At 62.3% G+C, this 23,831-nt stretch carries 15 protein-coding genes; 7 read left to right on the forward strand and 8 right to left on the reverse strand.

The annotated features are described in order from the left end of the window. The first annotated feature begins 129 nt into the window (after positions 1 to 129). The 4 genes from AC1UK9_RS00860 to AC1UK9_RS00875 are packed head-to-tail and all read left to right on the forward strand — an operon-like array spanning position 130 to position 4,831. Positions 130 to 909: an efflux RND transporter periplasmic adaptor subunit gene (locus AC1UK9_RS00860; protein ID WP_025113440.1), complete on the forward strand. Its 780-nt coding sequence runs from the start codon at positions 130 to 132 to the stop codon at positions 907 to 909. Further along, entirely contained in the window at positions 906 to 2,225 is a 1,320-nt protein-coding gene (locus AC1UK9_RS00865) for an efflux RND transporter periplasmic adaptor subunit (RefSeq protein WP_025113439.1), read from the forward strand. Before AC1UK9_RS00860 ends, AC1UK9_RS00865 begins: the two co-directional genes overlap by 4 nt. Beyond that, positions 2,226 to 4,322, forward strand: coding sequence for a site-2 protease family protein (locus tag AC1UK9_RS00870; protein ID WP_482579016.1), 2,097 nt, complete (start codon positions 2,226 to 2,228; stop codon positions 4,320 to 4,322). A gap of 11 nt (positions 4,323 to 4,333) precedes the next feature. Then, positions 4,334 to 4,831, forward strand: a complete 498-nt coding sequence (locus AC1UK9_RS00875; RefSeq protein WP_025113437.1) for a GNAT family N-acetyltransferase — start codon at positions 4,334 to 4,336, stop codon at positions 4,829 to 4,831. A 140-nt stretch (positions 4,832 to 4,971) separates the two neighbouring features. Here AC1UK9_RS00875 and AC1UK9_RS00880 read toward each other — a convergent pair whose 3' ends face one another. The 8 genes from AC1UK9_RS00880 to AC1UK9_RS00915 form a co-directional block, all read right to left on the reverse strand. Continuing rightward, positions 4,972 to 7,155 (reverse strand): lipase family protein, encoded by a 2,184-nt coding sequence (locus AC1UK9_RS00880; protein WP_482579018.1) that lies wholly within the window; start codon positions 7,153 to 7,155, stop codon positions 4,972 to 4,974. 12 nt (positions 7,156 to 7,167) lie between these two features. Further along, positions 7,168 to 7,893 carry a hypothetical protein gene (locus AC1UK9_RS00885; RefSeq protein WP_482580440.1) on the reverse strand — a complete coding sequence of 242 codons (726 nt, stop codon included), beginning with the start codon at positions 7,891 to 7,893 and terminating at the stop codon, positions 7,168 to 7,170. A 99-nt stretch (positions 7,894 to 7,992) separates the two neighbouring features. Continuing rightward, the gene (locus AC1UK9_RS00890) at positions 7,993 to 8,805 is read right to left on the reverse strand and encodes a hypothetical protein (RefSeq protein WP_482579020.1); all 813 of its coding nucleotides are present in this window, start codon (positions 8,803 to 8,805) and stop codon (positions 7,993 to 7,995) included. Between the two features lie 12 nt (positions 8,806 to 8,817). Beyond that, positions 8,818 to 9,552: a hypothetical protein gene (locus tag AC1UK9_RS00895; RefSeq protein WP_482579022.1), complete on the reverse strand. Its 735-nt coding sequence runs from the start codon at positions 9,550 to 9,552 to the stop codon at positions 8,818 to 8,820. A gap of 35 nt (positions 9,553 to 9,587) precedes the next feature. Then, positions 9,588 to 10,439 (reverse strand): DUF4123 domain-containing protein, encoded by an 852-nt coding sequence (locus AC1UK9_RS00900; protein WP_482579024.1) that lies wholly within the window; start codon positions 10,437 to 10,439, stop codon positions 9,588 to 9,590. Further along, the gene (locus AC1UK9_RS00905; protein WP_482579026.1) at positions 10,436 to 12,502 is read right to left on the reverse strand and encodes a type VI secretion system Vgr family protein; all 2,067 of its coding nucleotides are present in this window, start codon (positions 12,500 to 12,502) and stop codon (positions 10,436 to 10,438) included. The genes AC1UK9_RS00900 and AC1UK9_RS00905 overlap by 4 nt, the downstream gene beginning before the upstream one ends. Positions 12,503 to 12,704: 202 nt before the next feature. After that, entirely contained in the window at positions 12,705 to 13,016 is a 312-nt protein-coding gene (locus tag AC1UK9_RS00910; protein WP_025113432.1) for a hypothetical protein, read from the reverse strand. A gap of 53 nt (positions 13,017 to 13,069) precedes the next feature. Further along, positions 13,070 to 13,657, reverse strand: coding sequence for a phage tail protein (locus tag AC1UK9_RS00915; RefSeq protein WP_025113431.1), 588 nt, complete (start codon positions 13,655 to 13,657; stop codon positions 13,070 to 13,072). 226 nt (positions 13,658 to 13,883) lie between these two features. Here AC1UK9_RS00915 and AC1UK9_RS00920 point away from each other — a divergent pair, with 226 nt between their 5' ends. The 3 genes from AC1UK9_RS00920 to AC1UK9_RS00930 all read left to right on the forward strand — a co-directional run bounded on the left by AC1UK9_RS00920 (position 13,884) and on the right by AC1UK9_RS00930 (position 23,823). Beyond that, on the forward strand, positions 13,884 to 15,479 hold the full coding sequence (locus tag AC1UK9_RS00920) for a glycosyltransferase family 39 protein (RefSeq protein WP_482579028.1): 1,596 nt from the start codon (positions 13,884 to 13,886) through the stop codon (positions 15,477 to 15,479). A gap of 141 nt (positions 15,480 to 15,620) precedes the next feature. Continuing rightward, positions 15,621 to 16,466, forward strand: a complete 846-nt coding sequence (locus tag AC1UK9_RS00925) for a sulfotransferase family protein (RefSeq protein WP_025113429.1) — start codon at positions 15,621 to 15,623, stop codon at positions 16,464 to 16,466. Between the two features lie 115 nt (positions 16,467 to 16,581). Further along, positions 16,582 to 23,823: an Ig-like domain-containing protein gene (locus AC1UK9_RS00930; protein ID WP_482580442.1), complete on the forward strand. Its 7,242-nt coding sequence runs from the start codon at positions 16,582 to 16,584 to the stop codon at positions 23,821 to 23,823. Positions 23,824 to 23,831: the final 8 nt, after the last annotated feature.

The raw sequence follows: 23,831 nt of genomic DNA on the forward strand, positions 1-23,831 counted from the left end.
GCGAATTCGACGGGTTGACCATAGCGCTTCGGTCGGATTACAGAACGGGCAGCGAAGCAATGCTGGCCTTTCGCTTGACGCTAACCCCCGCTGTCGTAGACTCCGCTCATCCGTCAGGGAGTAGCGGTTATGCAGCGTTTTCGTGGTTGGGTTATTGGATTGACCTTTGTAACGTGTGCAGTTCAGGCGCAAACGCCCGGGCCAGACGATCCGCTGCTGGATAACGCAGCCCCTGCGGCAGCCACCGCCAGCAGTGAGGCGCGCGGGGTGTTGCGGGCGCGGGATCAGGCGGTGCTGGCCAGTGAGTTGTCGGGGCGCATTGTCGAGTTGCCGTTCAGCGAGGGCGAGTCGTTCAAGAAGGGCGATGTGCTGGCGAAGTTCGATTGCTCGGCGTATCAGGCTCAGCTCAATGCGGCGCAGGCCGCCAGTCGCGGTGCCGGTGAGGAGCTGGCACACAACAGGCAGTTGGCGGCACTCAATTCCGTCGGGCGTTTCGAAGTGGCACGGGCCGAGGCCAAGGTCAGCGAAACCCAGGCGCAATCCCAGGTGTATCAGGTTCAGGTCAAACGCTGCAGTGTGGTCGCGCCGTTCGACGGGCAAGTGGTCGAGCGCAAGGTGCAGCGCTTTGAAAGCGTGGCGGCCGGTGCGCCGCTGCTTGATGTGGTGGATAACCGCACCCTGGAAATCCATCTGTTGGTGCCGTCGCGCTGGATGGCCAGGCTCAAACCCGGGCAGACCTTCAGCTTTATCCCCGATGAAACCGGCCAGCCGATTGACGCTACGGTCAAACGGCTTGGTGCGCGTATTGATGAAGGCAGCCAGACGCTGTTGCTGGTCGCCACACTTCCCGAAGCCAAAGGCTTGCTCGCGGGCATGAGCGGTACGGCGCATTTCGCGGAGCTCAAATGAACGCCCCGGTGGCCGGCGGCGCCGAGCAGGTGTTCGCGCGGTTTCTTGACCTCGAACGCCAGACCCGCGCCGCCCGCGATGCCTCGCAACTGGCCTACAGCCTGGTCAACGACGGTCAGGCGCTATTCGGCTTTCGCCATGCGGCGCTGTTGATCGCCGGCAAGGTGCAGGCGGTGACCGGAGTCAGTGCGGTGGAGCCGAATGCGCCGTTCGTGGCGTTCGTCGAGCAGGCCGTGGCGCAGTTGTTCAAACAGAATGTGCTGAAGCAGGCGCGAGTGATCACCGCGGATCTGCTGGCCGAGTCGATTCAGGCCGACTGGCGCTCGCTGTCGGCGGCGCAGGTGTTCTGGCTGCCGTTGATTGATCGCAAGGGCGAGGTGTTCGGCGGTCTGTGGCTGGCCCGCGACGTCCCGTGGAATCCTTCCGAACAAGTGCTGCTGGCGCAACTGGGCGACACCTACAGCCACGCCTGGCTGGCGCTGCAACCGCGCAAACCGTGGCGCCTGCGCTGGACGCGCAAACGTCAGGTGGCGCTGGTCGCTGTATTGTTGCTCGGGCTGTTGATCCCGGTGCGTCAATCGGTGCTGGCGCCGGCGGAAGTGGTGCCCCAGGGCGGACGCGTGGTGGCGGCGCCGCTGGACGGGGTGATCGCCGAGTTTTTGGTCAAACCCAATCAGTTGGTGAAGACCGGCGACCTGCTGCTGCGTTTTGAGAGCACCACGCTCAAGGCCCAGGCCGATGTCGCCGAACGCGCCTTGGGTGTGGCCGAAGCAGAACTGAAATCCAACTCGCAACGTTCGTTTGCCGATGCCGAGTCCAGCGCCAAGGTCGATTTGCTCGCCGCCCGTGCCGAGCAAAAACGCGCCGAGCGCGATTACGCCCGTGAGTTGCTGGCGCGCAGCGAAGTGCGCGCCGAACGTGACGGGATCGCAGTGTTCGCCGACGCCGAGCGCCTGACCGGCAAACCGGTGCAGACCGGTGAACGGCTGATGGAAATCGCTGACCCGAATCAGGCCGAACTGCGCATCGAACTGGCGGTGGGCGACGCGATTGCCCTGGCGCCGGGGGCCGAAGTCGCGTTGTTTCTCGACAGCGATCCGTTGCAGCGTCACCTCGCCACGCTGGAGCGTTCGGCCTACGAGGCGCAACCGACGGCGGGCGGGCAATTGGCGTATCGGCTGGACGCCAATTTCAGCGAGGCGCCGCCGCGCATCGGCCTGCGCGGCACGGCAAAAATCTTTGGTGAGCGCGCCCCGCTGGCCTTGTACCTGCTGCGTCGGCCACTGGCCGGCCTGCGTCAGAGCGTGGGCCTGTAAATGAACCTGCCGAGCCTGCGTGCCGACCTGCAACTGTCGCCCGCGGCGCCGGCTTTGGACGGTTCACCGCGCTGGACCTTGGCCGATCCGGTGCGCGGTCGCTATTTCAAGCTTGGAACGGCGGCGATGCGTCTGTTGCGGCACTGGTCGCTGGGCGATGCCGAGCAGGTGTTGCGCGCCGCCAATCGCGAGCCGGGTCTGGCGCTGGACAGCCGCGAGCTTGAGCAGTTGCTGGAGTTTCTGCGCGGTCATGATCTGATCAGCGCGATGGATGATCAACAGCGCGCCAGTTACCGGCTCAAGGCTCTGGCGCAGAAGCAGAGCCTGTGGAAAGTCCTGCTGCACCAATACCTGTTTTTCCGCATTCCATTGTGGCGCCCGGATGCCTTTCTCAACCGTGCCTGGCCGTGGCTGGAACGCTGCGGCCCACGCGTGCTGCGCTATGGTTTGCCGGCGACTCTGGGCCTCGGAGTGTTTCTGGTGTCGCGGGACTGGCAGCGCTTTGTCGGCACCTTCCCGCACCTGTTCAGCCTCGGCGGCGCGCTGGCGTTCGGCGTGGCATTGTTCTTCGCCAAGCTCTGTCACGAGTTCGGCCATGCGTTCATGGCCAAGCGGGCCGGGTGTCGGGTGCAGAGCATGGGTGTAGCGTTCATGGTGCTGCTGCCGATGTTCTACACCGATGTCAGCGATGCCTGGCGGGTCAATGATCGTCGCGCGCGCCTGCTGATCGGCGCCGGCGGGGTGTTGGCGGAATTGCTGCTGGCGTGCATCGCACTGCTGGCCTGGTCGCTGTTGCCCGACGGCCCGGGGCGCACGGCGGCGTTCATGCTCGCCAGCGCCACGTGGATCACCACGCTGGTGGTCAATCTCAATCCGTTCATGCGTTTCGATGGCTATTTTCTGCTCAGCGATCTGTGGGAGGTCGACAACCTGCAGGGCCGGGCCTTTGCCTTGTGCCGCTGGCGGTTGCGTGAATTTTTGTTCGGTTATGGCGCCCCGGCGCCGGAGCCGTGGTCGCCGAAGATGCAACGGCGTTTGCTGATCTGGGGGTATGGCTCGTGGTTGTGGCGTGCGGCGTTGTTTTTCGGGATCGCGTTGGCGGTCTATCACCTGTTCTTCAAGGTGTTGGGGATTTTCCTGATGCTGGTGGAGCTGGTGTGGTTCATCTTTTTGCCGATCATGAATGAGTGGCGCCAGTGGTGGAGCCGCCGCGAACAGGCCCACGGTCCGCGCGTGCTGCTGAGCAGTCTCGCGGTGCTCGGGCTGCTGCTGGTGCTGATCGTGCCGTGGCGCAGTGCGGTGGAATTGCCGACGATGTTCGAAGCCGGACGCGCCAGCGCCCTGCATGCGCCAGCGTCAGCACGGGTGAAAACGGTGAAGGTCACCGACGGGCAAACGGTTGCCCAAGGCGATGTGCTGATCGAACTGGAGTCCCCGGATCTTGACTCGAAACTGGCCATCGTCCGCCGGGAAATCCAGATCCAGCAATTGCTCATGCGCCGTCAGGCCGGACGCAGCGAAACCGCCGCCGACGCCAGTATCATCGAGCAGAAGCTGGCCGAAGCGGTGGCGCAATACCGTGGCCTGAGCGCGCAGCGTGAACGTCTGTTGTTGCGCGCCCCGCATGCCGGTCGCGTGCGTGATCTGCTGCCGAACCTGACGCCCGGGCGCTGGCTGTCGACCCATGATGCGCTGGTGCGAGTGGTCGAGGACGGCGCGCGGTTGCGCGGGTATCTGGCCGAGTCCGAATTGTGGCGAGTCAAACCGGGGGCCAGTGGGCGCTTTATCGCGGACGATCCGATGCACCCGGCGCTCGCCGTGCAACTCAATGAAATCGACAGCAACGGCGTGGCTTATGTCGATCAGGAGGCGCTGACCTCCGATCACCACGGGCCGATCGCCGTGCGCCGCGATCAACAGCAACGGGCAGAACCGGTGCAGGCACAGTACGGCGTGCGGCTGAGCACGGTCGATGCGGCGGCGACGCCGGTGCAGCCATTGCGCGGCGTGGTGGTGGTGCAGGGCAGCGGTGAGTCGGTGCTCGGTGTGGCCTGGCGCCGGTTGGCGGCGCTGGGGGTCAGGGAAAGCGGTTTCTAGGGGAGAGCACAATGGCGGACAGCGCAGCGATGGCGGCAGACGGATTGGTGGTGCGACCTTCGCGGGCCACCGACGGCCCGTTCCTGCAAAGCCTGTATCAGACGGCGCGGCCGGATCTGCAATGGATCGATGGCGAGCAGGAACAGGTGCAGCAAGTGGTCGCCCAGCAGTTTCAGGTGCAGGAGCAGGGCATGGGCGATAACTATCCCAATGCGATGCACTACGTGGTGGAGAAACTCGGCACGGCGATCGGCGCCCTGAGCACTGATTTCGGCCCCAACGAGATTCGCGTGCTGTATCTGGCGTTCATTCCCCAGGCACGCGGCCAGGGCTATGGCCGCGCGGTGCTGCAAGGGGTGCAAAAAGCCGCGCAACAGGTGCGCTGCCCGGTGGCGACGGTGGTCTGGACCAGCAATCCGCATGCGCGCCGGCATTATCTGGCGCTGGGGTTTGCGGTGGAGCAGAGCAATCCGGCGGCGGAGCGGCTGGTCTGGTATCCACAGGGTTAGCCCTGCAGAAAAAACCTGTGGGAGCGAGCCTGCTCGCGAAGGCGGTGATTCATCCTGCATCGTTGTTGGCTGACAGGACGCTTTCGCGAGCAGGCTCGCTCCCACAGGGCGGGTGTACAGCAGTTGAAGATGAGGTTGCGCTAGATGATCGAGTCGATATCGAGCGTATGCGGCGCGCCGATCGTGTGCCCGTAAAGTGAGGCCAGCAACGCATCGTTGCTGGCGTTGTCCGGCGCCTGCGCCAGTTGTTCTTCCTTGAGGTTTTCCGGGTGCGCGCGCCAGCGTTGCAGGCTTTCGGCGAGCAGCTCCGGCTGTTCGGCGAGCAGGCCGTAGACGTCGCAGGCCCGGACCCGCTTATGCCGCAGAGCGCTCAGGCGCGCATGGGTGGTCTCGATGCCGCTGACTTCGTGGTTGATTGCCTCGATCGTGCGCTCCTGGGTGCGCACATAGGCCTCTGGCCGGGCCAGCAGGTCCTGGCGGGCGGCGCGCAATTGCCGGGTAATGCGCACCAGCGCTTGCTCCACCCATTCGAACTCGCTGTCAGTGACCCGTGTGCGACTCGTCTCATGGGCCTGCTGCCAACGGCGCAGGGCTGCCCAGCATGCCGGGACATAGCCGCCGACCACCGAGTGATGCCCGACATTGAAGAGCTGCCGCAACAAGACCGGACGATCCGGCAGGCCATTTTTCTGCTGCAGCGCGACGGTGCACGCGGCGTGCTGGGTGATGGTGTCGCAGCCCGGCTCCCACAGGATCGAAGACACCCGCTGACGCCCGAACTCCACCGGCATGGCGTGATGCAGGGTGCCATGGTGGTCGTAGGCTTCCCCCGTCCAGTTGGTAATGCCCGCGACGAACACCGACAGCCCGACCGGCACATTGGTAAACATCAACGCCGCGCCAGGCCCGTAAACCCCGATCTTGGTGTTCATCCAGCTACCCGGCACGCTGGGCACCGGGTCGTTGTGGTTGACCATGCGGTAATGCACCAGCGGGGCAGCGGCTTTGGTGAAGACCGTGTCGCCGGCGCGGGGGGCGCCGTAGGTGTAGAGCTGGATGTTGTAGCCTTCGGGGTTGCGACGAAGCATTTCCGAAAGCAACAAAGTGATTGCTCCACCCAAGCTGTGTCCACAGATCAGTAGTTTTTGACCTGCGTAGAATCGGTCCAGATAGCTCGCTACAAAAGCTTCTGCTTTTTTTGCAGCGTCATAAAATCCCCGATGAACCTGGCCTTCTCCCTCCTCGAACGGCACTTGCAGAGCGTCAGCATCCCGTAATCCGTCGGGAATAATCTCAAAGGTGCCACGCACGGCGATCAGGATCAGTTCGTCATTGTGGGTGATAAAGGCCTGGGTGTCGGTCGCGTCTTTCCCGAGGTGTCTGTCGTCGAGAAAGTGGACTTTCTCAGGGTGCTCCTGCTCCGCACCCAGAGCCGGGTTATTGACCTCATACAGTGCCGGATCGAACGGCACGATTTCCAGCCTTCTGGAATACGCCACGTCTTCATACAAGGGGTAATAGGCTTTGCTTTGCGCGGCGTCGACGCGCCACAACTCCTCTGATTTGGCCAAGGCATCGGCGAACCAGTTGCCCACACTGGGTTGCTCGGGGAAGGTCACCCGGTTTTCCCTGATCGGCGCGGTGGCGGGTTTCTGGCCAAAAGGGCAGTAACTCAGGGTGGCCATCAATGCCAGCTGGTAGAGGTTGAGTGCGCAGAACTCCGGCGCCGTCGACAGCATCGGGCGCAAGGCCCGTAACGCACGCACTTCCAGCACCGTGTGTTTGCGTGAGGCCAGGGCGACACCGACCTGTGCATGCTTGCCCATGATCGCGGACAGGCCGCTGTTGGCGGGGTAGTGGCGATAGACCTCGGGTGGCAGATGGGCGACATGCCTGACCAGGTGGCGCACCTCCACCTGTATGTATTCGTCGCCGTCCGGAACGGGTTGTTCGCGGTTACGGGTGGCGCCCGGATTGCGATAACGGGTTTGTTCGGCGCGAACCTGGAGTTCGGTGATTTTCAGGGGGTAGTGGGGTCTGTTGATCAAACCTTTATAGGGTTCATCAGATCCTTCGTAGGTGTGATCGAATGAAAGTGCAATGGGGCCAGCACAATAATTGGTCACCCGGCCGAAACCCTTTGTGTCCAGGTATCCGCTGTAAGTCTGCCCTTCGGAATCAACTGCATCGTAGGCCAGCCCTGCATAGGCTTCTGCCATTCCGAATTCATCAACTAACTGAAAACTGCTCCAGTTCCCTTGTGTGGGGCAATTCAGTATCCGGCTGTTCAATGGTGATTGCAGTTCGTTTTCCAGTAACGTCATGTGGAACACTCCTTATTCCGTGCAGCCGGGGTAGATGGTGCAGATGCGTCCATCGACCATTTGGAAAGTGCTGAAATCGGTGTAATTGCCGTTGCAGTAAGCACGCTGGTCTTCAAAGCCGTTACCCATGCAGCGCTTCCAGCCGTTGGGTACCTTGACCCAGGTGTCTCCCCAACCAGGCCTTTCTTCCGCTGCCAAATCGATCTTCATCCGCACGGTTTTTCCCGGCAGTTGGTCGAGGGTGTAGGCGGCAAAAGGGCGACCTTGCGCTAGCGCGCCAAGCTCATCGGTTTTTTTGCAGTCGAGGAGTTTTCGCAGGATGCGTGGCTTGCCAATGGTGCGAAACAGCCATTGGCATTGGCCATAGAAAGTGCTTTCGCCAGAGCGGTCAAAAACCCCCTTGTACTTCGCCTCCAGGTTATCGCGAAGGGCAATAACAGCACTGTCACCACTGGAGTCTCTTCGGCTTTTGCCGTATGCAGCCCTAATCTCAATATCAATCTTCCAGATCACCAACGGGCAACCCTTGACCGTCCGGTGGATCGCAATTTCTGAAACTGGCTCGTAGTGTTCGCGCCACTTCAAGTTGTAGCCAACCGCAGTATTTCGCCCGTCCGGAACGGTGCAGGTTTCTCCTTTGGCGGGCACGTATTTGGCGATGGCTTCATAGGCGAACCCTGGCGGCAGATCAGCCGTAAAGGTAAAGCTGTTGGGCGGACTGCTCTTGCAGCCAGCCATAAAGGCGAAGCAACTCCCCAGCACCGCCGTGCATCGCAAACGAGGCCCGGTGAGGACGCTGTGCAACCCCTTTTCAAGTGACGTCATGTGGAACACTCCTTATTCCGTGCAGCCGGGGTAGATGGTGCAGATGCGCCCGTCGACCATTTGGAAGGTGCTGAAATCGGTGTGGTTGCCGAAGCAGAAGGCATCCTGGTCTTCGAAGTTGTCGCCCATGCAGCGTTTCCAGCCGTCAGGAAATTTGACCCAGGTCTTGCCGATGGCCGGCCTTTCTTCCGCCGCCAAATCGATCTTCATCCGCACGGTTTTTCCCGGCAGTTGGTCGAGGGTGTAGGCGGCAAAAGGGCGACCTTGCGCTAGCGCGCCAAGCTCATCGGTTTTTTTGCAGTCGAGGAGTTTTACGATGCGACGGTAAGGTCCCATCGTGCGAAACAGCCACTGACACTGGCCGTAAAAGCGGCTTTCAGCCTCAGCGTTGAAGACACCCTTGTAACGAGCCTCCAGCTCTTCGCGTACAACGACCGCTGCGAAGTCTCCACTCTTGTCCCCCCAGTCTTTTCCGTAGGCAGCCCGGATAACCAGATCAATCTTCGAGATCACTAATGGGCAACCCTTAACCGTTCGGTGGATCGCAATTTCTGAAACTGGCTCGTAGTGTTCGCGCCACTTCAAGTTGTAGCCAACCGCAGTATTTCGCCCGTCCGGGACGGTGCAGCTTTCTCCTTTGGCGGGCACGTATTTGGCGATGGCTTCATAGGCGAACCCCGGCGGCAGATCAGCCGTAAAGGTAAAGCTGTTGGGCGGACTGCTCTTGCAGCCAGCCATAAGGGCGAAGCAACTCCCCAGCACCGCCGTACATCGCAAACGAGGCCCGGTGAGGACGCTGTGCAACCCCTTTTCAAGTGACGTCATGTGGAACACTCCTTATTCCGTGCAGCCGGGATAAATGGTGCAGATGCGGCCATCAACCATCTGGAAGGTGCTGAAATCGGTGTGGTTGCCGAAGCAGAAGGCGTACTGGTCTTCGAAGTTGTCGCCCATGCAGCGTTTCCAGCCGTCAGGGACTTTGACCCAGGTCTTGCCGATGGCAGGCCTTTCTTCCGCTGCCAAATCGATCTTCATCCGCACGGTTTTTCCCGGCAGTTGGTCGAGGGTGTAGGCGGCAAAAGGGCGACCTTGCGCTAGCGCGCCAAGCTCATCGGTTTTTTTGCAGTCGAGGAGTTTTCGCAGGATGCGTGGCTTGCCAATGGTGCGAAACAGCCATTGGCATTGGCCATAGAAAGTGCTTTCGCCAGAGCGGTCAAAAACACCCTTGTACTTCGCCTCCAAGTTATCGCGAAGGGCAATAACGGCATTGTCACCACTGGAGTCTCTTCGGCTTTTACCGTATGCAGCCCTAATCTCAATATCAATCTTCCAGATCACTAATGGGCAACCCTTAACCGTTCGGTGGATCGCAACTTCTGAAACTGGCTCGTAGTGTTCGCGCCACTTCAAGTTGTAGCCAACCGCAGTATTTCGCCCGTCCGGAACGGTGCAGGTTTCTCCTTTTGCAGGCACGTATTTGGCGACCGCTTCATAAGCAAACCCTGGCGGCAGATCCGCAGTGAACGTGAAACTGTTGGGCGGACTCGCCACACACCCCAACAACATCCCCATGCAGCCCACCCCTGCGGCCTGTCGAAAAAATCGCTTCACTGCGCGGCGTCTCCACCCATCGTTTTCACCCAATGGCTCACCCGTTCGAAGTGTTCCTGCGGCGTTTCACCCGGACGCACTTGCCAGTGCGTATCGATGCCATGAGCGGGTGTTCGCAAGCTGTGGATCAGCAGAAACTCCAGCTGCTGCGCTGTCTGCCAACCCCACGCATCCGCCTGATCGAGACGTTCACGCAGCCAGACTTCCGGTGGCTGTGTTCGCGCGAGGTCGGCGTAGGACTGTTCGTGTTCGGCCAGCAGGTAGCGGTGAGCGTTGAGCTGGCGAATCTCGCGGGTTTGCTCAGCAGGCACGGGTGTTTGCAGCCACAGCGGCGACTCCGGCAATGAGTAGCTGCCGGGCGCGGGGTTGTCGTTGCTTTCCCATTGCGAGCCCTGCCAGTAACACACGCTGAGCGTCGGGCCGAGGTAGCCCGGTATGGCTTCGGTGGGCAGATGTGCGAGTGTCCGGGTCAGCACGCGGTTGTCGTGAAAGCGGTACAGCGCCTGATGCGGACGGGCGCCGACGATCAGCCGTTGCTGCCAGTGTTCGACCCACGCGGACAGGGCGGTTTGGGGCAGGCTGAACAGCCAGCCCCAGTTGTCTTGCGGACAGGCGAGCAACGGCGCGATGCGTTTGTCGTCATACCGCTCAAGGGCGAAAACAAACGGCCCGTTGTCCGCCAGGTCGGCGGCGGGTGTGTCTTTGTAGAGGATGCGGTAATGCTCGAAGTCGCTGGTTTGCAGCAACAGCCGGCGAACTGCCTGTTGTTGCGAGTCGAGTAGCAGATACAGGTCATGCCCCGAAGCGAATTGGCGGTTCATCCAGTGGCGCGGGAATGCGTCGTTCATGCGGCGTTCTCCCGTGGCAGGCAGACGCCATCGCGGCAGGCTTCGCAAAGCGCGCAGAAAGTCGCTCCCATTGCGTTGTTGTCAGCCAGCAGCGCGAGTTGCGTGGACGCCAGCACGGCGGGCAATGGTGCTGGCGCGGTCAGGTCGTCGACGCCATCGGGCATCGCGGCCCGCGCTGACGCAACCGCTTTGGGATTGCCGCCGACCTGGATGGCACTGCTGCTGAAAATACCGCCGTGACCGATCACCAGGTGCTCGCCGCCGGCCGTGATGCTGATACTGTTGCCGGCGTTGAGTACCAGATGATCGCCGGCGTTGAGATGGATTTGCCGACCGGCCTCGATCGCCTGCAGTTGATCGACACGGCTATGGCTGTCTCCGCTGACGTGCAAGTGGTCGCTGGCATGCAGCCGGGTCTTGCGGTCGCCGTGCACGGTGCGCTGGTCTTCTGCCTGCAACACGCTGATGCTGTGGCCCTTGATGGTTTCGTGACGCTGGTTGCCGACGTCCAGGCGGCTGTCGTTTTCCACCTTGTGTTCGAGGTCGCGCTGGGCGCGCAGGTAGATCAGTTCGCGACCGGCGCGATCTTCCACGTGCAGTTCGTTGAAGCCGCCGTTGTCCGGTGAACTGCGTGAGCGAAACACGCTGCGGGTCTTGTGCTCCGGCAGTTCATAGGGGGCCGGGTTGGCGCTGTTGATCAGGCAACCGCTGATGACCGGTTGGTCCGGGTCGCCCTCGAGAAAACTGACCAGCACTTCCATGCCGACCCGGGGCAGCGTCACGCTGCCATGTGCGCTCCCGGCCCAGTTCGAGGCCAGTCGCAGCCAGCAACTGCTGTGGTCGTCGTGGTTGCCTTCGCGATCCCAGTAGAACTGGACCTTGACCCGACCGAACGCGTCGCAATGAATCTCTTCGTTGACCGGACCGGTGACCACAGCGCTCTGGCTGCCGAAGATTCTCGGCTTCACGAATGAGTGTGGTGGGCGGTAGATCACCTCCCATGGCGTGGCGACAAACTCGTTCCGGTAGCCTTCAACGAAGCCGTCGTCAGTGGCGGCGCTCATCCCGCCCAGCGTCTCCTCCAGTGCTGCGGGCTGTTTGCCGCTGTGGATGACGTCGGTCAGCAGCCACAGCCCGTTGTTTTCCTCGCAGGGATGCTCGCTGATCGACAGGAAGTGACCGGCCACCAGGCTTGGCTGATCGCTGTGGCCGCGGGCCTGCAGGTAGTCGGCGCGATGACTTTCGAGGGCGCGGTGGGTCAGTTGCTTGCCCCGCGCGCCGTCGGTGAAGCGCCCCGGATAGCGATAATCCTCAAGCGCCGGCCGGGCCGCGTCGCTGTTGGGCCGATGAGTCGCCTCGAGCAGAAAGCGGGTCTTGCGAAAGTCGTGATCGCGGCGCGCGGTCGCGGTGGGGCGGGTTTCCACCCGTACCTGCCATTGTTGGATCGTGGGTGTTTCGGCAACCATGCCGCTGTTTCGTCGATAGGGTGTCGGGCGATCCAGACGAGGGAACACCGTCTGATTGTCGCCCAGCACCAGCAGGTGTTTTTCCCGGCTGTGCTGGAAGTGGTAGTGAATGCCTTCCTCCTGACACAGGCGCTGGATGAAGTGCAGATCCGACTCCGACTGGACGCAGTAGTCGCGCGGCGGATAGTCGGCACCGAGATGAAACTGGTGCAGGTCACGATGAATGCCGTTGTCCGCGAGAATCCGGGTGATGATCTGTGGCACGTTCATCTGCTGGAAAATCCGCTGATTGAAGCGATGCTGCAGATATGACAGGCGCGGGACCAGTGTCAGGCTGTAGCGCGTCAGGCGTTTGCCGCTATCGCCACGGGCGACGCGATCGACCACGCCGTGGATGCCATGGCCGTCGAGATCGAAGGCCAGGAACGCCTGCTGGTGCATGAGGCTTTCAAGGCGCAGGTTCGCGCGTTCGCTGACCAGCTCAACCTCGAACGTGTAGGGCTGGCTGATGGATTCGTGGCCGGTGAAGGAGAGGACTTGCAGATCGTGTTTAACGTCGGTGAGCGAAAGGCTGAAGCGGGCACGGGTGGTCGACATCCTTTATTCCTTGTCCTGTGACGGGGCACAGGCTCTCGGACGTCGATGCACGGCTTGCGCGCAGACCTTCCCTGGTCTTGCGCGCAACAAACGTCTCGGAGCCAGTTTCGTGCAACGCTAACAAGGCCGCCGAAGAAATGATGTCAGACGCTTCCCAAATTGCAGTCACACATTAACCGGGGCGTGGAAACGCAGGATTTTTTCAGTTGAAGGTAATGTGAAAGTAAGCCAGCGCCGGGTCCCGACCCAGCGGTGGTACCCGCGATACGAAGATACCGTCCACTCGTCCCAGCTCCGGCAGCTCCAGTGCACATAATCCGTCGATGAATTCAGTCGGCTCCAGACTGCTCAACTCGACACTGAACGGTATGCGCTCGCTGTAGCGCATTTTCGCCAGGGGTTTTTCTTCGAACGCCCCGATGTGGATCTGCAGGGCACTGCCATCGGGCAGGTGCAGGGTGCCGATTCGGCCCTCAAGTGCCTGGAAATGTTGGCTTTTCACCGCTTGCAGCATGGTTACACTCCAGCCAGGTGGTGACCGGGGGAGAGAGCTCCCCCGGTGGTTGTTCAGTTGCGCGAAGGATACAAACCCTGCAGGGCGATGCTGAAGTTGAGTACCAGATAGGGGTTCATGATCGCCATCGGCAAGCCGTTGCCGGTGGGGCTGATCGTGCCGCTGATGGTAGTGGCTGCGCCTTTGAGGGGTACGGCCGAGGCGCCTTGGGCATCGGAAAAGATGTTCGCCAGACCGGGGCCGGTGCCCGAGGCGCCGAGGTAGGAATTGGTGGCGGTCGGGGCACCCACCGGGTTGCTGGCCGGGTTGGCCAGTTGCACGGTGGTGGTGGCGGTTACGCCGGCCAGCGTGTGCGTGTGGTTAGGCAGGTTGTTGAGGGTGGCGGTGACTTGTTCGGAGCCGGAGTTTTCACCCATGACGCGGGTTGTCAGGCCCGGCCCGCTACCCTGACAGATCGGCAGGCGGCTCTGCAGATTGGGCAGTCCGAACGTCTGGACGCCATTGCCGCCATAGGTGGTGCCGAGCAATGAAAACAGCGCCTGATACTGTGAAAGGTTCATCATCTGACCATTGCACAAAGCCCAGCCGCTGGGCGCATAGTTGAAGGCAAACGTCAGAACCGTACCCATGTAAACGTCCATAAAGTCCTCATCCTTTCTGATTGGTTGTCGGCGGGCCATTAAGGTGCGATGTCTCTTCCCGTTACGGCCAGGTCTCGCCAAGCCAGAGCGTAGACCCGGATTGACCGGGTTGCCGGATGTCGTGAAACCGCACACCGGCATCGACGGCTCTGCGGTGGCTGACCTAAAGTGACGGGCAGGTTCGGGGCCCTCCGTTCGCGATATTCCGGTACAGCAAGAGGATGCAATGGCGGCACACAGAGAAACGCCGGTTGGCGACACGCAGGATCCGCGCGCGGTCCCGGGGGCATGGCTGGTGGCCTTGCGCCTGATTCGCTGGGCCCGGGAGCATTGGCTGTTGCCGATCATGCTGCTGGCAGCCGTGGTGCGTTTTTACGACCTGACGGCGGCGGCGATCTGGTTCGATGAAGGTTCCAGCGTCCTGCTGAGCCAGTTTTCGCTGACTGAGATCTGGGGGCGTGCGGCCCATGACGTGCACCCGCCGCTGTATTTCCTGTTGCTGCACGGCTGGATCGGCCTGTTCGGTGACGGCATCCTGTCCATTCGCCTGATGAGTGCGTTGCCGGGGATCGTCACCGTCGGGCTCGGTGTGTGGCTGGTGGATCTGCTCGCCACCCGCCGCGCCGCGCTGCTGGCCGGGCTGCTGCTGGCACTGCTGCCCACGGCCGTGCGCTACAGCCAGGAAGTGCGCATGTATTCGCTGCTCGGCATGTGGCTGATCGGCGCGACGATAGCGCTGGTCTACTGGGTGCGCCAGCCGCGCCGGCATCGCTACCTGGTGGCCTATGCGTTGCTGATGACGGCGGCGTTCTACACCCATTACTTCACTGTACTCTGCGTGATCAGCCATTGGCTGTACCTGGCGGCGGTGCGGGTGCAGCCGGGGTATCGGCTGCGGCATATCCAGCGCCCGGCCTGGTGGCTGGCCAACCTGAGCATCGCGCTGCTGTACCTGCCGTGGGTGCCCAATCTGCTTGATCTGCTGCAGCACGTCCCGGAACTCAAGGCCAGTAACGATATCGGTTGGGAAGATCCGGTGACCCTCGTTTCGTTGCCGTCGATGGTCTGGTCGTTGCTGATTCAGGACGACGGTTCGACCCTGCCGGCATGGCTGTTCTGGCCTTTGCCATTGGCGCTGGTGGCAGTGATCGCCGTTGGCCTGCATCGCGATCGCAGTGTGTTTCGCGGCAGTCTGTTGCTGCTGTCTTACAGCGTGGTGCCGATTCTGCTGGTGTTTGGCGTGTCGTTCATCTCGCCGGTGTTCATCGAGCGTTATGTCACGGCCTACGCGCTGGGGCTGCCGATGCTGGTGGCGCTGGCGGTCGATCGCTTGTACACAGGCTCTCGCGTGCTGGCGCTGGCGATCCTGGTGTTGTTTGTCGGTGTCGAACTGGTGGGCGTGAAGAACAACGCCACGGTCGACAGCAATGATCAGTTCAGCGTGGTGGTCGACTACGTCAACCGCCACTTCACCGAGGGTGACCGGATCGTCACCAGCGACATGATGTGGTACCTGAGTTACATCTACTACAACCGCACCGACGCGCAAATTCGCCTGTACACGCCACCTGCAGCGGACGGGCACTCCACGCGCCCCAACGCTTACGGGTTCGGCACGCTGGTCAGCGAGGAGGTTTACCTTGATCGGCTCGCCGATTTGCCCAAGGGCAGCCATCGGGTATGGCTGATCGGCACACTGGATGAACCGAATGACTTCGCGGCGTTGCCCGAGGGCTGGCAGCGGCAGGGCGAAGTTCATGCGGGGGGCGCCTTTGCACGCTGGTATGGGGTGGCGCCAGGCGCCGATAAAACGGGGGGATGAGCGCTAAATCGATTCATCAGGCGAGTCATTCGATATTCCGAATTTTTCCACCTGAATAGTTTCGATTTGATATCAAAACACCACTAGTCGGATGGTCATTGTTCGACTAGGCTCTGTTGGACAAAAGGACTTCCGACTACGGTGAAGGGATTGCAGCAATTCCACTTTATCTCCGGCTTGCCGCGCTCAGGTTCGACCCTGCTTTCTGCGATTCTTTTGCAGAACCCGCGTTTTCATGCCGGGATGACCAGCCCGGTCGGCTCGCTGTTTTCCAGTGTCCTCGATCAATGCAGTGCCGGCAGCGAGTTCGGCGCGGTGATCGACACCGACATGCGCCGCCGTCTGCTGCGCGGCCTGTTTGAGTCCTTCTATGCCGACAAGGCCGACAAGCCGGTGGTGTTCGACACCAATCGGCAGTGGAGCTCACGGCTGCCGGCGCTCAGCGACCTGTTTCCCAAAGCCAGAGTCATCGCCTGCGTGCGCAACGTCGCCTGGGTGATGGACAGCCTTGAACGGCTGTACCGCGCCAATCCTTATGAAAACACCAAGCTGTTCGGCGATGCCGTCGAGCGCAACACCGTCTACAGCCGCTGCGAAACCCTGGCCCAGCGCAACCGCCTGGTGGGTTTTGCCTGGGCGGCGCTCAAGGAAGCCTATTACGGCGAACACGCCGATTCGCTGCTGATCGTCGACTACGACCTGCTGACCCAGGCCCCGGAACGGGTGCTGCGGCTGGTCTACGACTTTATCGGCGAACCGTGGTTCGAGCACGACTTCGATCACCTCGCCTACGACGCCCCGGAATTCGATCAAGGCCTTGGCGTGGCCGGCCTGCACAAGGTCAAACCCAAGGTCGCCTTGCAGTCGCGGCGCACCATTTTGCCGCCGGATCTGTTCAAGCAATACGCCGATTTGTCGTTTTGGCTCGATGGCTCAGCCAGCGCCGCCAATGTCATTCGTATGAAGTCCGACGCCGCGATCAGTTGATCGCGGCGTTTTTCATTGATGCGTCAACAACTGTGTTCGATTCCGGGTGAGCAGCATGTGGTGGAGCAAGAAACAAGCGCGGGTAACTGACGGTGCACGGTCGCTGGCCGCCCCCATGATCATGCCGCTGGAACCGCGCATGCTGTTCGACGGCGCGGTCGCTGCCACCGTGGCCGACACGGCCGCCCAGGCTGACAGCCATCCCGTTGCCGACGCCGCCAAGGCGCCGAACGCCGATCACCCGGTCGCCAGCAAGGACACCCACGGTCAGGCCGATGCCACGCCGGCTGCCAGCCCGGTCGCGGTGCCGGGGCAGAGCGTGGTGTTCGTCGATGCCCGGGTCAAGGATGCCGACAGCCTGCTCAAGGGCGTCGCCCCCGGCACCCAGGTGGTCAAGCTCGATGCGAGCAAGGATGGCTTGCAGCAGATCGCCGATTACCTCAATCAACATTCAAACGTCAGCACCGTGGAAATCATTGCCCACGGCAATGCCGGTGACCTGTGGCTGGGCGACAGCTATCTGTCTGCCGACAACGTCGCAGCCCGCAGTGCGGTGCTGGCGCAAATCGGCAAGGACATGAACATTGGCGGCGACATCCTGATCTACGGCTGCTACACCGCCGAAGGTGATCGCGGGCTGAGCTTCGTCGACTCGCTGGCCAAAATGACCGGCCGCGACATTGCCGCCTCCAGCAACCGCACCGGCGTGGGCGGCGACTGGAATCTGGAAATCGCCACCGGCACCATCGAAAGCGCCAACGTGCTCTCGAGCAAAGCCATGAGCGAGTACCAGTGGGGCCTCGCCACCTGGACGGCGACCAATAACCTCAACACCGGCGTCGGCTCGTTGCGCGCGGCGCTGGCATCGGCGCAGAACGGCGACATTGTCACCTTCAGTTCCGGCATGACCGTGCAACTGACCTCTGAACTGCTGATCAACAAGAACATCACCGTTGACGGCGACCTGAACAACGACGGCATCGCCGACGTGACCCTCGACGGTCAATACAAGACGCGCGTGGTGGAAATCACCTCTACCAGCACCGTCACCCTCGATGGTCTGGTGATTACCCGGGGGCTGGTCGCCGGCAATGGCGGTAACGGTGGCGCCGCAGCGGCGGGCGCCATGGGCGGCGGGATTTTCAACGCCGGCATTCTTACCCTGAACAACGTGACAGTCACGGCCAACGCAGCCTCCGGTGGCGGCGGTGGTGGTGGTGTGACCGGCGGTTACGTGGGCGGTGGCGGCGGCGGCGGTGGCGGTATCGGCGGCCAGGTTGGCGGTCATGGTGGTTCGTCCGGCCCGGCCACCGGCACTTATGCCGGCTCGGCAGGCAGCGCCAACGCTGGCGGCTATGGCGGTGGTTACAGCGCAACCGACATGGGCGGCCGGGGCGGCACCAGCACCGGCGGCGTGGGCGGCAACGGCGCCGCCGGTTACAGCCATGGCGGCAACGGAGGCTCGGCGACCAACGGCACGCTGTCGATTGGCGGCGGCGGGGGTGGTTCGGGCTGGGACAAAGTCGGCGGCGTCGGCGGCAATGCGGCGGGCGGTATCTACAACGCTTCGACCGGTACGCTGAAAGTCATCGGCACCTCGGTGATCAGCAACAACATCGCGGCCGGTGGCGGCGGTGGCGGTGGCGGCGGTGTGGGCAGCAACGGCGCCAATGGTGGCGACGCGGGTCGTGGCGTCGGGGCGATCTGGAACAACGGCGGCGTGGTGCTGATGACCGCGAGCAACTTTGCGGCGATCAGCGGCAACGCCGCCGCCAGTGGCACCGGCGGTCTTTCCAGCGGTGGTTCGACGGGCACGACACCGAGTGCGCTGGTGGGAATCTACAACAACGGCGGCACGATCAACACGGCGTACGTGGAGCCACCCACTGCCACCATCGTGGTCGCTGACCCGGCCCTGAGCATCGGCGAAACGTCGCTGGTGACCATCACGTTCAGCCGCGCCGTGAGCGGCTTCACCAACGCTGACCTGACGATTGCCAACGGCACGTTGACCGCCGTTTCCAGTGCCGACGGCGGCATCACCTGGACGGCGACCTTCACCCCGACCAACAACCTGACCGACACCACCAACCTGATTACCCTGGACAACACCGGGGTGACGGCGGTTTCGGACGGCGCCGCCGGCGTGGGCACCACCAACTCGAACAATTACACGATCGATACCCAGCGTCCGACCGCGACCATCGCGATGACCGACTCGGCGCTCAAGATCGGTGACACCTCAACGGTGACCATCACCTTCAGCGAAGCAGTGAGCGGGTTTACCAACGCCGACCTGACCGTTGCCAACGGCACACTGACGGCGGTCAGCAGCAGCGATGGCGGCATCACCTGGACGGCGACCTTTACGCCGACGAGCAATATCACTGACGCGACCAACCTGATCACCCTGGACAACAGTGGTATTGCCGACCTGGCTGGCAACGCCGGCACCGGCACCACCAATTCGACCAATTACGCCATCGATACCCAGCGTCCCACCGCGACCATTGTGGTTGCCGACAATAACCTGGCCATCGGCGAAACCTCGTTGGTGACGATCACCTTCAGCGAAGCGGTGAGCGGTTTCACCAACGCCGACCTGAGCATTGCCAACGGCACATTGAGCGCCGTCAGCAGTGCGGATGGCGGGATCACCTGGACGGCGACCTTCACCCCGAACAGCAGCGTCAACGACGCCACCAACCTGATCACCCTGAACAACACCGGGGTGACTGACCTGGCCGGCAATGCCGGTACGGGCACCACCGACTCCAACAATTATGTGATCGATACGTTGCGGCCGACGGCGACCATCGTGGTGGCCGACAATGCGCTGAAAGTCGGTGAGACCTCGCTGGTGACCATCACCTTCAGCGAAGCGGTGAGCGGTTTCACCAACGCTGATCTGACCATCGCCAACGGTACGCTGACGGCAGTGAGCAGTGCCGATGGCGGCATCACCTGGACGGCAACGTTCACCCCGACCAACAACATCACCGACACCACCAACCTGATCACCCTGGACAACACCGGTGTCGCCGATCTTTCCGGTAACGCCGGCACCGGCACCACCGACTCGAACAATTACGCCATCGACACTCAACGCCCGACTGCAACCATCGTGTTCGCCCAAAGCGCCCTGAAAATCGGCGACACCTCGCTGGTGACCATCACCTTCAGCGAAGCAGTGACCGGTTTCACCAACGCCGATCTGACGATTGCCAACGGCGCCCTCACGGCGGTGAGCAGCAGCGACGGCGGCGTCACCTGGACGGCGACGTTTACCCCGAGCGCGAGCATCACCGACGCGACCAACGTGGTCAGCCTGAACAACACCGGGATTGCCGACCTCGCGGGTAACGCCGGCAGTGGCACCACCGACTCGAACAACTACACCATCGACACCCAGCGCCCGACCGCAACCATCGTGCTGGCCGACACCAGCCTGAGCGCTGGTGAAACGTCACTGGTGACCATCACTTTCTCGGAAGCCGTGAGCGGTTTTACCAACGCCGACCTGAGCATTCCCAACGGCACGCTGAGCGCGGTGAGCAGCAGCGACGGGGGCATTACCTGGACGGCGACGTACACGCCGAGCGTCGGTATCAATGACACCAGCAATGTGATCGCCCTGAGCAATGCCGGGGTTTCCGACCTGGCGGGCAACGCCGGCACCGGGGTCACCAACTCCGGCAACTTTGTGATCAACACCGTGTTGCCGACCGCGACCATCATCGTCGCCGACAACGCCCTGAACATCGGCGAGACCACCACGGTCACCATCACCTTCAGCGAGGCGGTCACCGGCTTCACCAATGCCGACCTGACGATTGCCAACGGTACGCTGAGCGCGGTGAGCAGCAGTGATGGCGGCATCACCTGGACGGCGACCTTCACCCCGGCCAACAATCTTGCCGACGCGACCAACCTGATCACCCTGGACAACAGCGGTGTACAGAACGCTGCCGGCAACGCGGGCAGTGGCACTACCAATTCGAACAACTACGCGATCGATACCCAGCGTCCGACCGCGACCATTGTGCTTGCCGATACAGCGCTGGGCGTCGGGCAGACCACCACCGTGACCATCACCTTCAGCGAGGCCGTGAACGGGTTGACCCTGGCTGACCTGACCGTGGACAACGGCACGCTCTCCGGGCTGAGCACCTCGGACAACATCACCTACACCGCGACTTTCACTCCGGCGGCCGGGATCACCGACACCAGCAACCTGATCGTTCTGGACAATACCGGTATCGTCGATACGGCGGGTAATGCCGGCAGCGGGACCACCAGTTCCGGCAACTACGTCATCGACAGTCAGCGCCCGACGGCGACCATCGTCCTGGCCGACACCAGCCTGAGCGCGGGGCAAACCTCGCTGGTGACCATCACCTTCAGCGAAGCCGTTACCGGTTTCGACAACAGCGACCTGTCGATCCCCAACGGCACATTGACTGCCGTGAGCAGCAGCGATGGCGGCATCACCTGGACGGCGACGTTCACGCCGAACACCGGGATCAACGACGCGACCAACCTGATCACCCTGAACAACACCGGCATCGCCGATCTTGCCGGCAACACGGGGACCGGCACGACCAACTCCGGCAACTTCACCATCGACACCGTATTGCCGACGGCAACCATCGTGGTGGCTGATCCGAGCCTTCGTGTGGGTGAAACTTCCCTGGTGACCATTACGTTCTCCGAGGCAGTTACCGGATTCAGCAACGCCGATCTGAGCATCGCCAACGGCACGTTGACTGCCGTGAGCAGCAGCGACGGCGGTATTACCTGGACGGCCACGTTCACACCGACGGCCAACATCACCGACGCCACCAATCTGATTACCCTCGATAACAGCGGCGTGCAGAATGCGGCCGGCAACGCGGGCAGCGGCACCACCGATTCCAACAACTTTGCCATCGACACCCAGCGTCCGACCGCGACCATTGTCGTCGCCGATCCGGCGCTGGGCGTCGGGCAGACCACGCAGGTGACCATCACGTTCAGCGAGGCGGTGAGCGGTTTCACCAACGCCGATCTGAGCATTGCCAACGGTACGTTGACGGCGGTGAGCAGCGTCGATGGCGGCATCACCTGGACGGCGACGTTTACCCCGACCGCAGGTATCACCGACACCAGCAATGTCATTACGCTGGACAACACGGGGGTCGCTGACCTGGCGGGCAATACCGGTAGCGGCAGCACGGACTCCAACAACTATGTGATCGACAGCCAACGCCCGACGGCGACCATTGTCATGTCCGACACGGATCTGCGCCCCGGCGAAACCGCGCAGGTGACCATCACCTTCAGCGAAGCGGTCACAGGCTTTGACAACGCCGACCTGAGCGTCGCCAACGGCACGCTGAGCAACGTTTCGTCGAGCGACGGCGGGATCACCTGGACGGCCACGTTCACCCCGACCATCGGCGTCAGCGACGCCACCAACCTGATCGTGCTGAACAACAATGGCATCAGCGATCTGGCCGGCAACGCCGGCACAGGCACGACCACCTCGGTCAACTACGCCGTGCAGACCGACGTGCCGACCGCCACCATTGTCGTCGCCGATACCGCGCTCAAGGCCGGTGAAACCACCACGGTGACCATCACCTTCAGCGAAGCGGTCAGCGGTTTTGACAATGCCGACCTGAGCATCGCCAACGGTACGCTGAGCAACGTCGCCAGCAGCGATGGCGGCATCACCTGGACGGCGACGTTTACCCCGACGGCGAATGTCACCGACACCAGCAACCTGATCGTCCTCAACAACGCCGGCGTGACCAACGCCTCGGGCAACAGCGGGGTCGGCACCACTGACTCCAACAACTTCGCCATCGACACCGCGTTGCCGACCGCCACCATTGTGGTCGCCGACAATCGTCTGGGCATCGGCGAAACCACCACGGTGACCATCACCTTCAGCGAGCAGGTCAGCGGCTTCGATCTGTCGGACCTCAGTGTCGCCAACGGCACGTTGTCGAACCTGCTCAGCAACGATGGCGGCAAGACCTGGACCGCCACCCTGACGCCAACGGCCGGGATCAACGACACCACCAACCTGATCGTACTCGACACCGGTAACGTGCAGGACTTGGCGGGCAACACCGGCGCGAGCATTGCGATCTCCAACAACTACGCGCTTGATGCGACCCGGCCGACGGTCACTATCGTAGTCGCCAACCCGCATCTGGGCATCGGCCAGACCACCCAGGTGACGTTTACCTTCAGCGAGGCGGTCAGCAACTTCGACCTCTCGGACCTCAGCGTCACCAACGGTGACTTGAGCCACTTGAGCAGCGCCGACGGCGGCAAGACCTGGACCGCGACATTCACCCCGACGGCCAATGTCACCGACCCGAGCAACTTCATCGCGCTGGACACCGGTAACGTTACCGATCTGGCGGGCAACACCGGCAGCACGGTGGCGGTGTCGAACAACTATGCGCTCGACAGTGAACGGCCAACCGCGACGGTGGTGGTGGCCAATCCGAATCTGGGCGTGGGCCAGACCTCGCAGGTGACCATCAGCTTCAATGAAGCGGTGACCGGGTTTGATCTCAGTGACATCAATGTCGGCAATGGCAGCCTGTCCAACCTGAGCAGCAGCGACGGCGGCAAGACCTGGACCGCGACGCTGACCCCGGGGGCCAATATCAATAGTGCGAACAACGCGATCAGCGTCAACAGTGCCGGGGTCAACGATCTGTCCGGCAACAGCGGCAGCGGTATCAGCAGTTCGAACAATTACGCGATCAACACCGCGCCGCCGGTGACGCCGGTGACGCCGACCACGCCGACCAACGCGGTCATCCCGGACCCGCTGTTCCGCAGCAGCGATCCGGTCGTGCCGCCTTCGGCCCCAACCGTACCGCTGCAGCCGTTCGTCTTCACGGCGCCGACCGGCAATCTCGGTTCACCGCTGACTTTCGCGCCGCTGTTCGAACAGCGCGTACTCGGCGACGGCATCCGGCCGCTGGGCGACATTTTCATCAATCACGGCGCCCTCAGCCCAAGCTTCATTGCTCAGGTGTTCGGCAGCAGCGACAGCGGCGGCGATGGTTCCGGCCATGGCTTCCTCGGTTTTGGTGGCGGTGACGGCGGGGTCTTCGCCAGCAGCACGCTGTCGAGCCTGTTCCACCAGAACAGCGGCGCCGAGCGGGATGCACTGAATGCCTTCGGCAGTCATTCGCTCAAGGCTGGTGACATTTCCCAGGGGCTGCGCGGGGTATTTGGCGCGCCGACCCTGGGGCAGCAACTGCAACAACTCAAGGACAGCGAGCAGCACCGGGTCGACGACCTGGCAGCGGCTTTGCGACAGGTCGGCGTCAGCGAAATGCAGGCCTGAACACCCAA

Source organism: Pseudomonas sp. AK-TSAG1-1, assembly GCF_056821665.1.